The 12,452-nt window shown below is 30.1% G+C and carries 13 protein-coding genes; all 13 read right to left on the bottom strand.

All coding sequences use genetic code 11. The features are described 5' to 3' along the window. Positions 1–265: 265 nt before the first annotated feature. The 13 genes from dltC to BMY82_RS03240 all read right to left on the bottom strand — a co-directional run bounded on the left by dltC (position 266) and on the right by BMY82_RS03240 (position 12,434). A complete protein-coding gene (gene dltC / locus BMY82_RS03295) occupies positions 266–505 on the bottom strand; it encodes a D-alanine--poly(phosphoribitol) ligase subunit 2 (protein ID WP_091974618.1) in 240 nt (79 codons plus the stop codon). A gap of 228 nt (positions 506–733) precedes the next feature. Continuing rightward, positions 734–1,897 (bottom strand): D-alanyl-lipoteichoic acid biosynthesis protein DltB, encoded by a 1,164-nt coding sequence (dltB, locus tag BMY82_RS03290; protein ID WP_091974617.1) that lies wholly within the window; start codon positions 1,895–1,897, stop codon positions 734–736. Positions 1,898–1,911: 14 nt separating this feature from the next. Continuing rightward, complete coding sequence (dltA, locus tag BMY82_RS03285) at positions 1,912–3,516, bottom strand: D-alanine--poly(phosphoribitol) ligase subunit DltA (protein WP_091974615.1); 1,605 nt, start codon at positions 3,514–3,516, stop codon at positions 1,912–1,914. Positions 3,517–3,530: 14 nt separating this feature from the next. Then, positions 3,531–3,653, bottom strand: a complete 123-nt coding sequence (locus BMY82_RS09620) for a hypothetical protein (protein ID WP_278308730.1) — start codon at positions 3,651–3,653, stop codon at positions 3,531–3,533. Between the two features lie 9 nt (positions 3,654–3,662). Beyond that, positions 3,663–4,877, bottom strand: a complete 1,215-nt coding sequence (gene dltD / locus BMY82_RS03280) for a D-alanyl-lipoteichoic acid biosynthesis protein DltD (protein WP_091974614.1) — start codon at positions 4,875–4,877, stop codon at positions 3,663–3,665. A gap of 231 nt (positions 4,878–5,108) precedes the next feature. Beyond that, the gene (locus BMY82_RS03275; RefSeq protein ID WP_091974613.1) at positions 5,109–6,296 is read right to left on the bottom strand and encodes a class I SAM-dependent methyltransferase; all 1,188 of its coding nucleotides are present in this window, start codon (positions 6,294–6,296) and stop codon (positions 5,109–5,111) included. 216 nt (positions 6,297–6,512) lie between these two features. After that, positions 6,513–6,821 (bottom strand): MTH1187 family thiamine-binding protein, encoded by a 309-nt coding sequence (locus tag BMY82_RS03270; RefSeq protein ID WP_091974612.1) that lies wholly within the window; start codon positions 6,819–6,821, stop codon positions 6,513–6,515. 83 nt (positions 6,822–6,904) lie between these two features. After that, on the bottom strand, positions 6,905–7,504 hold the full coding sequence (locus BMY82_RS03265; RefSeq protein ID WP_091974611.1) for a hypothetical protein: 600 nt from the start codon (positions 7,502–7,504) through the stop codon (positions 6,905–6,907). 124 nt (positions 7,505–7,628) lie between these two features. Further along, the gene (locus BMY82_RS03260; protein ID WP_091974610.1) at positions 7,629–8,582 is read right to left on the bottom strand and encodes a glycosyltransferase family 2 protein; all 954 of its coding nucleotides are present in this window, start codon (positions 8,580–8,582) and stop codon (positions 7,629–7,631) included. 46 nt (positions 8,583–8,628) lie between these two features. Beyond that, complete coding sequence (locus tag BMY82_RS03255; protein ID WP_091974609.1) at positions 8,629–9,045, bottom strand: GtrA family protein; 417 nt, start codon at positions 9,043–9,045, stop codon at positions 8,629–8,631. Between the two features lie 325 nt (positions 9,046–9,370). After that, positions 9,371–10,612, bottom strand: coding sequence for a dicarboxylate/amino acid:cation symporter (locus tag BMY82_RS03250; RefSeq protein ID WP_091974608.1), 1,242 nt, complete (start codon positions 10,610–10,612; stop codon positions 9,371–9,373). Positions 10,613–11,060: 448 nt separating this feature from the next. Beyond that, positions 11,061–11,441: a DUF956 family protein gene (locus tag BMY82_RS03245; protein WP_091974607.1), complete on the bottom strand. Its 381-nt coding sequence runs from the start codon at positions 11,439–11,441 to the stop codon at positions 11,061–11,063. Positions 11,442–11,516: 75 nt separating this feature from the next. Continuing rightward, positions 11,517–12,434, bottom strand: coding sequence for a PTS system mannose/fructose/sorbose family transporter subunit IID (locus BMY82_RS03240; protein ID WP_091974606.1), 918 nt, complete (start codon positions 12,432–12,434; stop codon positions 11,517–11,519). Positions 12,435–12,452 lie beyond the last annotated feature (18 nt).

Here is a 12,452-nt window from a genome sequence, read left to right as displayed (position 1 = left end):
TAAAAAATTTTATAGTTATCTTTCAAGAAGTAACCAACTTATAGTTTATCATAAATATGGCTCTAATCAACACTTATTAACCAAATTGTTACAATTTTTCTTTTATATTTTTGCAAATTTGTTTTCATTTAAATAATTTTATAATGCTTTTGATTACTTTCCCTAATTTTTTTAAAACCTTTCATTTTTACTTCAAACAATATAAAAAGAATCGAAAACATTATTTTCGATTCTTAATAGTTTTGTATATAATTATTTTATAAACTTATTTTAACCTAGGCTCTAAAAAAGCAACTAGATTGTTCACTGTGGCCATATCTTTTCTCTCCAAATCTGTAGGCTGTAAAGATAGACCAAGCTTTTCTTCTATTCCTAAAAGTACTTCTATTATAGCTAAAGAATCCAAAAGTTCATTTTCAAACATATCCAAATCTAAATCCTCTGCTATTTCGTCTGTTCCTAAAACCTCTTCAAAAATTTCTATTACTTTTTCCTGTAAATCCATATCTTTGACCTAAGTCGTCCCTCCTTTTAAGTGTATATCTATCATTATTTTATTATTATAGTATAAAAAGCTTAGCTATTCCATAATCATCTTTATAAATATTTTAAATTAATATAAATAATATCTCAACTGTAGAATTTATTTTTATAACATATTACTATATACACTATTTGTCTGCAATCACTTATATAAGCTCAAACAATTTGATTTTAATAACTGAATTTCAAATTATAATTTTATATAGTGATTTAAAAATCCTGAGAATATAAGCATACCAAAACATATTATGTGGAATGTTACAAATATCTGTAATCTCTGGAACCACTTTTTCTTTTTATATTTTTTATATATCTTAGATTTCTTAGTAAACTCATCTGTTAATACAAGTGCAACGCCCTGATAAAGACCATATACTATATAATACCATGTAAGTCCATGCCAAAATCCCATTGTAGTCATAGTTATCATCTGTGCCACATGAGATGCAGTTGCTCTTTTTTTAAATTTTTTCTTTCTCATAGCGTTTAGTACATATCTTGAGAATATATAATCTCCAAACCATCTAGATAAACTTATATGCCATCTAGTCCAAAACTCCTTCATATCTTTGCTTAAAAAAGGCTTATTAAAGTTATCTGGTGCATGAACTCCAAATATATAACTTGTTCCAACTGCAAGTAAACTGTAACCGGCAAAGTCAAAGAACAGGTATAGAGTGTAAGCATACATATAAGATATGATTGGAACTATCCCTGGATTTGGGTTTATTCTACTTACCCAGTAAAAATGTATCAGTGTTGCTATTGCAAACTTATACATCAAACCTTGGAATATTTTTTTAATACCTGGTATCAAGTAATCATTGATATATTCCTCTTTTGCTATTTTTTTATTTATTTCCTCTTCAAATCTTCTAGATCTATCTATCGGTCCAGAACTAAGTGTAGGGAAAAACAGTACAAAGTACAGGGTATCAATAAAACTCAACTCAGTAATTGCACCGTCATACAATTCTATTACTATCTGTATAGTTCTAAAACTCAAATAGGAAATACCTATAAATCCTACTACTCCAAAAGAAGTAATAGGAGATATTTTATTTATTATTAATGGCAGCATAGTTGCAAATAAAAATCCTCTAAATACCCACTTAGATTTTTTCTTTGTTCTTATATTTTTATATATGAATATTACTGCCATTTCCCATATCATAAATATCGCCAAGTACCTAAACTGTACATCCAATCCTATTATCAGATATATCATCAGTGCAGTTGCAAGCATTCCATAATACTTCAACTTTTTTTCCATCAAGCCAAGTACAACTGCAGGTATCATTGTCAAAAGGAGTATGTACATGTATAGATATCCATCATACTGTGAAAATGTCATGTAGCCCCCTTATTTTATAATTCTTCTGCTAATTTTTTTCTGTCAATCTTTCCATTTGTATTCATTGGGAAAGATTCTACTACAGTAATATTTCTCGGAACCATATATTCTGGTATTAATTTTGATAGCTTCTTCTTTATAGCAATCTGATTTTTCAAATTGCTTAAATTGTTACTTTTTTCTAATTCAACAAATCCCTTAAGATATGCAATTTTTTCATCTTTTATAACTGGTAAAACTACTGCATTTCTAATATTATCTAGTTTTCTTAAATTATTTTCTATATCCTCTATTTCTATTCTATAGCCATTTAGTTTAATCTGAAAGTCCTTTCTTCCGCTATATTTAATATTTCCATCTGGAAGAATTGAACCTAGGTCTCCAGTTTTGTAAGCTCTAAATCTCAGTTTATTAAGTTCATCACTAAGACCTTCTACTGCCTTATCTACATTGGCTGTTTCGTCGATGAAAAAAGATTCTTTTGTTTTTTCTTCATTTTTATAGTAGCCCTTTGAAACTGAAGGTCCTATTATTACTATTTCACCTTTTTCGCCTTGTGGAAGTTCATTTCCATCATCATCTATTATTTTAATTGTAGCGTTTGGCATTGGAATTCCTACTGGTAGACTATTGCCTGATTCAATATGCTCATCTCTTATTACAACATGGCTAATTCCAACTGTAGCCTCTGTAGGTCCATATCCATTTACTATCTCTGCTTTTGGAAATTTTTCCCTTAGCTTTCTAGCTACTTCTACAGGTAATACCTCGCCTATAAAAAGCATCTTTCTTAAATTTGGAAGAAGTGCTTCACTAAATTCTCTATCAGCTAGACACATTCCAACAAAAGAAGGTGTTGAAACCCAAACTTCCATATTTGATTTTTTCATTTCTGTAAACAAAGATCTAAAATCTGCAACTACACTCTTAGGTAGAGAGTAAAGTGTTGCACCATTTGCAATTCCTGGATAAAGCTGAGATACACTTAAATCAAAAGAATAGGCAGGCTGATCCATTACAACCTTCTCATCACCATTAAATCCAAGTATCGGACTCATCCACTGTATAAAACTGTCTAGATTGTAAGTGCTTATTTCTACTCCCTTTGGCTTTCCAGTTGATCCCGATGTAAATAATATATATGAGTCTTCATCGCCTTTAACCCACTTTTCTTCAGGAACTTCCTTTGCTAATTCTCCATCTATATTTCTTCCTATAAGTTCTTCAAGTTTTTTTCTATCAATTATTTCTATATAACTAAACTCTTCCTTTAAATTTCCTTCTTCATCATAGAAAAAATCTTTATCTGAGAAGTCAAACATTATATCTGGCTTTACTGAAGACAAAACATCTCTTACTCTCTGTTCTGGAAAGCTTACGTCCATGGGTACATATGCTCTTCCTGATTTTAAAGAGGCTATCATACAAGGAAGTATTAACCTTTCCTTATTACCATATATTGCTACTGCTGTCTTGTTGTCATATTTATTAATTATATAGTTTGCTATTATATCTGAATAGCTATCTAATTCTGCGTAACTTAATTTTGTGTCTTTACATATTACTGCAATTCTATCAGTTTTTGCATATTTTTTTACTCCATCAATTATATTTATCATAAAGTCACCTCCGCTTAAAACTCATTATATATGAATGGAAGTTCTTTAAATGGAAGGAATGTAAATACTAATACGCAAAGAATTATAGCAACTGCAATTAATATAGACATATAAATATATTTCTTTTTTTCGTCCATTTAATTTACCTACCTTTCATAAATGTTGTACAACTGTTGGCATAAATCTACCCATCCAACTGTACCTAAATGCATTACGTCTCTTAGATAATATCTTTTATTTTCATTTTTTGATAAATCGATTACTCTAAAATTATATGGTTTAACTTCATCGTTTACCTTTTTAAAGAAATCTTTTCTTTCTTTTTGACTTATTCCTGTATAGTTATAAAATTCGTTCATTCCAGGAAGAAGTACTATTGTAGGCTTTATTCCAAGATCTTTACAAGTTTCTAGGAAAATATTCAAGTCCTCGAATTCTTTTCCTTTGTTTAGGTCTACGTAATCATATACATTCTTAAACTTACTATCTTTTCCGTGTATATATTCTTTATAGTAGCCCTTATCAATATACAGTCTTTTTCCACCTAATTTTTCAACTTTCTTTCCTACTCTTCTTTCCGCTTCCTTTTTTGCTTCAGACATTTCTTTGTCCCAATCAATTTTTCCTCTTATATTGTAGTTTACTTCATCCTTGTCATACATATGTTCAAGTTTTTTCATAGTAATCCCCTTGTCTTTAAGAGAAACCATTGATTTTCTAAAGAAATAATATGGTCTAAAAACTTCCTTCAATACTTTTCCCTTTATAGATTTGTCCATATATATCTTTGCATACAATGCCTCTGGCTTAAACTCTCCCGGCTTTATTAGCAATTGAGAAACTCTTTTTATATACTTATCCTTGACTTTATTTGAAATCTCTGGATTTTCCATAAATCTATAAAACTGTACTGGAGAAAATCTAGTTTGGAAATGATGTGGAGTAACTCCTTCCCTATCCATAAACCATTGCATTGATAAAAGAAGAACTACCTTTTTATCTTTTATATCATTGTCCAAACTTCCAAGAATTGTTGCGTCCTGTAAAGTCTGTGTATATGCCCTTCCTATAGTTATGACTCCATTTTTTGTTCTTCCTGTATTAAAATAATAATCAGGATGCTGTTTTGTAGAATGGCTAAGTTCTGATGAACCCATAACCATCATGTATCCATTTCTCATAAGATAGTTGTTGGCAAATACTCCCTTATCCTTTACTAAACTCTTGGTATCATGTAACATCATAAACAGATCTTTTGTCTGTAAAAGTTCTGTATCCTTCTTGTCCATAAACTTATTGAATCCAAAAACAAATATTCCACACAAGAGAATAGGAAGAATTATATACTTCAGTTTTTTCATATTTATACCTCATATCTTTTCCTTTAGTTTCTTGTCTATTATATCACTTAAATTGCCTCTTTCATTACTTTTTAATGTTTTGTAATATTTTAGTTATATAATTGTAACTTTTTATGCCTTAACATAAGATTTTTATATTATTTTTTATAAGTTTTAAACTCTAATAGTTGCCCTCATAATATATATTACTATGTAATTTAAAAATTGACAATTTTTCGTCACAATAAATAACTACTTTTTAATATCTTCTAGTCTCTCTCTAAGTAAAGAATATAAAGTCTGTTCAAATTTAAATTCATTTTTCATAGCTTCAATTTCCTCAAGGGATCTTTTCTTTTTAGCTTCTGAAACATTGCTCTTTACGGCTCTTATAAGAATGTTCTTAGGCGAATGTGCTATATCTATAAACTCAAGAAGCTGAGTCTTATAGCCCATACACTCTAGAATATTTGCTCTAATTGAATCAGTAAATAGTGCCGACACTCTTTCCTGTATAATTCCATACTTTGAAATTAGCTTCAACTTTTCTGGCTTCATTGTTGAATTAATTTCATGCTGACAACATGGTACTGAAAAAATCATCTTGGCATTCCAATTTATTGCATTAAAAAGTGCATAATCTGTAGCTGTATCACAAGCGTGAAGCGTAATAACCATATCTAGATTGTTTTCATATTTATATCCATTAATATCACCTAGTTCAAATTTAAGATTATTGTATCCATAACTTTCAGCTATTTTGTTACAATTCTTGATTACGTCTTCTTTTAAATCTAAACCTGTTATCTTTACATTAATTTTCTTGATTTCTGTAAAATAATAATAAAGGATAAATGTAAGGTAAGATTTTCCACAACCAAAATCTAATATGTGAAGAACCTTTTCTCTATCTTCACAATAATCCTTTTCTATTTTCTTGATTTCGTCATCTATAATTTCCACAAATCTGTTTATTTGCTTAAATTTATCATACTTAGAATTTATTACCTTACCTTCCTTTGTAAAAACTCCCAGGTCTATTAAAGGCGGTATTATCATACCTTCTTGAAGTATATAGTTTTTCTTTTTATTATGTGATGACTTTAGTTTTATATTATTTGTTTGAGCATGTTTTGAAAAAAATATCTTCCCCTTTTTAGAAATTCTCATATCAAAATTATATTCGGCTGATATAGAGGCCATCTGTTTAAAATTTTTCATCATACCTTCAATTACAGAAGCAAGCTCCTCTTTTTCTATATTTTCATGAAAAACCTGCTTATCTGTAAATTTTTCTACTTGATAAAGATTCCTATCTTTTATTTGAGCAAAATTAATTTTAACTTTATTGTATTTATATTCCTTATTGCTCTTATTACTGAAGACTATTCTGATAGGATCCGCAGATATTATTTCACTTATATATTTGTATAATTCCATAATCTTCCTCCATTATATATTTAGATTATAATAATATCATATAAACCTTAAAAAAAACAAATAATCTCTTTAAGATTTCTTAAATTTTTTTATATAATTATAAATCTTAACTTCAGTTTTCTTACACTTATACTAAATAAATTTAGTTTTTCAAAGCTAAGTATAATATGCATAAAAAAACCGCCACAATAAATGTAGCGGATTTTATTTTTATTTCTACTTATCTTCTAATCTTGATTTTACTGACTGAAGTTTCTGTTCCATACTCGCAATCTTATCTCTTCTATCATCTACCTTGATAATAGAGTACACTCTGTCGACCCCCTTATCAAATACATCTTCTTGTATCTTTCTTATAAGGGCAAATATCTCGTCTATATCGCCTTCCATAACAGTTCCCATTGGATTTAAGAGATACTTTATCTTGTCTTGCTCACTTAATATCTTTTGAGCTCCTGCTACATACTTACTTGCACTTGTTGTTCCTGTACCTAAGGGACAAACAGTTAATTCAACTACTGCCATTAAAACCACCCTTTCATTAAAAAATTCTTAATAAGATATTACCCACATATCTGAATATTATTCTTATTTATGATACTGGGATTTTACTTTTCTTGAGCCTTCTCAAGCTTTTCTAGTTCTCTTTCTCTTTCTTTTTCAGCTTCTTTGGCATATATTTTTTCAATTCTAACTACATAATATAGCTTTACAAGCTGAAGTATTACTATTACAAGACCTGCTAGTATTCCGTATCCAAATACTACAAACTTTTCTACATCTTGTGTCAAACAGAATGCAAGAGCAAGAGCTGCAATAGCTATTCCAGTATAATAAAATTTCTTTAGAGCTGGACTCTTCATACTCTTATAAACATATATCATCATCACTATAAACATTACTACTTCAAAGCCTATCATTACAGGCGGAGTCAGTATGTTATTTAGAAGATACATATTCTGATCTAAAACTGTTTTACCCATTTTACTTCCAGGTTTGGCAATAATCATTACAATAGATATAACCATCAATATTGCGGTCTGAATAAGAGATACTATTGCTACATTTTTATTTCTAGCCACAGCATCAGCTATAGGTATCATTCTTTCTTCTACTACCTTAGCTCTAGCTCCTCTAGCTGTTTTTACAGACGATTTTTTCCCTTTCTTCTTGGACTTTTTCTTTTTTAAATCTTTTTTTGCTGTCATAACTTTCCTCTCTTTTACTTTTATTCATTAATATAATATTTATTACTTTTCTGTATCTAATATTATACCATCAATTCTATTAAAATCGCTTTTATATTAAATATACCATATTTTTAATATATTTTTAAAAAACTATCTTTTCAGCATCTTCATCGGAAGACTCACTGGCTATATATATTGGTCTATTTTTTATTTCTAAATAAGCCTTAGAAAAATACTGACCTAAAATGCCTATGCTCAATAACTGAATCCCTCCGAGGAAGAATATTGTGCATATTATAGTTGGAAATCCCTTTACAGATTCACCTACAACCAAAAACTTAAATAAGAAAACAATCAACATTATAATAGCAACTGCAAAGCTCAGTATACCTAATATACTTGAAACCACTAAAGGTGCCGTTGAAAAAGAAATAATACCCTCCAATGAGTATTTAAATAACTTAAATATGCTCCACTTACTTTTATCTGTTTCACGCTCTACATTGCTAAATTTCAAGGTTGCATTTTTGTAACCTACCCAACTAAAAATTCCTTTTGTAAATCTATTATACTCTGAAAGCGCCAATACTGAATCCAAAAACTTTCTATTCATCATTCTATAGTCAGTTGAATTAGCTTCAATGTAAGTATCTGAAATAGAATTTATCAAGCTATAAAATAAGTTACTAAGGAAACTTTTAAACTTGCACTCACCCTTTCTATTCTCCCTTACAGTTCCAACACTATCATAGCCTTCATAGACTATTAGTTGGCTCATTCTATTTATAAGTTCTGGAGGGTGTTGTAGATCTGCGTCCATCAGTACAGTCAGCTCCCCTAATGAAGCTCTTAGACCTGCATATATCCCAGCTTCCTTACCAAAGTTTCTTGAAAAAGAAATATATCTAACATTAGGATCTTTCTTCCTTAGTTCTTTCATTTTATCCAAACTTTTATCTGAAGATCCATCATCTATAAATATAAACTCATATTTTGAAATTATTTTATCCATTTTAATACACTTTAAAACTTCACTATAAAATTTTTCAATACCATTTTCCTCATTATAACAAGGAACTACTACCGATAAAAACATTAATTATCTCCCATCATCTTTAAATTCATAGATTCAAAAAACATACCTAGCTATACTTTCTAAAAACAATAAGCTTACTAAACACATAATTTAGAATAACCACTATAATAGCTACTATTATTTTTGATACAAACTCTCCCAACATAAAAACTTCTACCATCAAAAAAAGTGATACTGTTTCTATTGCACCAGATAAAAATCTTGCTCCAAAAAACAGAATTACTTCTCTTATAATTGCAACTATAGAGAAGTTCACCCTTTTAAATACATATAATCTATTACTTACATATGCAAAAATAACCGATAAAAACCAAGCAATTATATTCGCTGTAAGATAATGTATTTTAAAAATTTCTAGACACATAAAATATGCTGAAAAATTTACTGCTGTTGTAAGGGCACCAAAAAATATATAGTTTATTATTTCTTTGTATTTCCTATATAAAAATATTAATTTATCCATAAGATCCTCTTGTTTACCATATTCTTCACAATACTAATTTTACTATAAATTAAAGATTTTGTCATGTGCATTAACTATGACTCTTATTGTCATCTAAATATTGATAAATACCTTATTCTTATTGTTAATAACATATCATTTTTATGTTTAAATCACAAAATATTCACATTAATTTTTATCTTCCTTTTCTATAAAAATTCTTCTTTACAGAAAAAGTTTTTTATAAAAAATATAGCGTTGATGGTTTCTCCATCAACGCTATATCGAAAAAGTAAATTGTTCTTAGTTATTTATTGTTTTTCTTATAATTGTTTTTTTGTTATAATTAATTGTTTTCTAAATTTAGTTTTCCATCTTTAGTGTCTTCTTCAACTTCACTTGTTCCAGTACCGTTGATCTTATCCATAACAACTGCAATTGCGTTGTCACCTGATATATTACATGCAGTACCTAGTGAGTCCTGAGTTATATAAAGAGCTATCATTAAGCTTCCTAATGCACCATTTGAAGGTATTCCTACCATTGGTAAGAATGGAAGTGCTGACATTATAGCACCACCTGGAGCTCCTGGAGCTGCAACCATTGCTATACCAAGCATAGCTATGAATGGTAGTATAACATCTACACCATGTGGCATATTCTGCATCATTAGTACTGCTACAGAACAGCTTGTTATAGAGATCATACTTCCTGATAAGTGAATTGTAGCACATAGAGGTACAACGAATTCTCTTATTGTCTTACTTACACCATTCTTCTTAGCACATTCTACGTTTACAGGTATTGTAGCTGCTGATGACTGAGTACCAACTGCTGTTAACCATCCAGGTATCTGATTCTTTATCATCTTGAATGGGTTCTTTCCTGAAATAGCACCAGCTACTGAGAACTGGATTAATATGTAAATAAAGTGTAGTGGTATAATTACACAGTAAACCTTCCAGAATATATTTAATATCTGAGCAACAGTTCCTGTATATGCTATATTAGCAAAAGTACCAGCTATATAAAGTGGTAATAAAGGTACTATTATAGATTCTAGAGTCTTAGTTACTATGTCCTGGAATCCCATGAAACAATCATAAAGAGCTTCTCCCTTACCTTGAGCTCTAAGACCTGATATACCTATACCCATCATAAATGCAAATATAATTGCTGCTGTAACGTCCACCATTGGTTCTAGTGGAATTGAGAATATTGGTTCTAAAGCTCCGTGTTCAGGGTTAGCAACGTTTGCTACTGCCTGTGGAGTAATAAATGTAGGGAATATTGCACTTGCAACGAAGAATGCAAGTAAACCTGCTACTATTGTTGAACCATATGATATTCCTGCTGTTATTCCTAAAAGCTTTCCTGCTCCTGAAGCTAAGTCTGCTATACCTGCTGTAACAAATCCAATGATTATGAACGGTATAACGAACTTAAGGAATGACGAGAATAAACCTGCTACAGTAACTAATACCTGAGTTACTATAGTTGGAGCATAATTACCTATCAAAATACCAACTAAGATACCTATGATAAGCTTAGGTACAAGACCTAATTTTTTCTTTTTCTTTTCTGCCATCTTGTTAGTTCCTCCTAAAATTATTTTTTATAACATCTTAAACAAAATTGTCCTCTATTTTGAGTACATTTACTATAATATTGCAAAAACCACAGATAGTCAAGCTTAAATTAAGCTATTTATTCATATCATTTTATTTTTATTAAGAATACGTTTCTTTAAATATATTCAGCATATATTTTTAAACCATTTTTTCAAATATTTTTCTTTTATTTTCTAAAACGACATTAACTTTTAATATTTTATTGTGTCAGAATTTTATTAAAATAAAATATTATCAAAAATAATTAGGTTCTTTTGTAAAAAATATTATTTTTATAATCTTTTTTTTGACAATCTTTTCTTTAATTAATCAACTACTAAAAAAGCACCGAGATGTCGGTTTTTACAAATTAATCCCCAACTTTCGATGCTAAAGTGTCATTTAATAAATTTGTTTTGTTCATAGCTACTTTTTTCTTTTAGACTTAAACAAAGACAATATACCTCTTTTGATTACTTTTAAAAATGTATCAGATTTTACCATTCTATCAGAAGGTACATATTCTCTTACAGCTCTCAACAGTTTCTTATTATCCCTAGAAGAAAACGAATACTTACCATTTCTTTTTGTGAAGATAACAAATCTGCTTATGTGTTTTTTTCCCATTACAGCTGCTGCTATATAGTCTACTTCTTCCCATGGAATCTGTATATAATCATCTACATTCTTGTCATTATAGTATTCAAATGCCTTATCTCCTACCATTATTTTCCCATAGCTTGTAAAACCTAAATAAGAAGTTGCCGGTATTACCATATCAACCTTGCTATTTAAAGACTGAGCCATTTATTCCTCCTCTTCTAAAATATAGACAAAAGCTCGGAAAATCCGAGCCTTTGAAAATATTCTTTATTTAATTAATTACATTATTCCACCTAAACGAGCAAGTATACCAACTACGAATAATGCTAAGATTATTACTATTGGAGACACTTTCTTCTTTAGTAACCAACAGCATAATAGTGTTAGTAATAATGCTGCTAATCCTGGAATAAGCATATCAAGGTTCTGTTGTAAAGTAGTTACCTTGTCCACATTTAAGGCATTAGGTCCAAGAGAACTATACTGTTCTAATGCATGCTTAATACCTTCAGCTCCTGATGGAAGATTTGCCCAATCTATATAGGCACCTTCTGGCTGTTTAACCGTAGACACTACTGATGTAAAGCTTATACTTACCCAACGCTTAACAAGGGCACCTATTATGAACATACCAAGGATTGAAGCTCCCTGAGTTATCTTTCCTAATAGTCCACCAGATAAATCCTGAGTTATCTTTGTACCAACTCTGTATCCGAATTCCTGTGTATACCACATAAATCCAAAACGCATAATATTCCATACTACGAAGAATAGCAATGGTCCTGCTATACTTCCTGTAAGTGCTAAAGACGCACCTAAAGCACCAAGTATAGGTCTTGCTGTAAACCAGAATACTGGGTCCCCGACACCAGCTAGAGGTCCCATCATACCTACCTTAACACCCTGTATTGCTGCATCATCTACTGGAACACCATTTGCACGTTCTTCTTCAAGTGCTAGTGTAACACCCATTACTGGAGATGATACATATGGATGTGTATTATAAAATTCAAGATGACGCTGTAGTGCTGCCACCTGATCTTCCTTATTAGGATACAATTTCTTTATAGCTGGGATTATTGAGAATGCCCAACCACCATTTTGCATACGTTCATAGTTCCAAGATCCTTGAAGATACTGATGACGTAAAGCAATAGAAAAACGTTCCTTTTTCGTTAAAGTTAATTTCTTTTCCATCTTTTCATTCCTCCTCAA

The sequence above is a fragment of the Peptostreptococcus russellii genome, from assembly GCF_900110295.1.
In the GTDB taxonomy this organism is placed as follows: domain Bacteria; phylum Bacillota; class Clostridia; order Peptostreptococcales; family Peptostreptococcaceae; genus Peptostreptococcus; species Peptostreptococcus russellii_A.
Note: the sequence above shows the minus strand (reverse complement) of the source record. Positions and strands in the feature narration are given on the sequence as shown.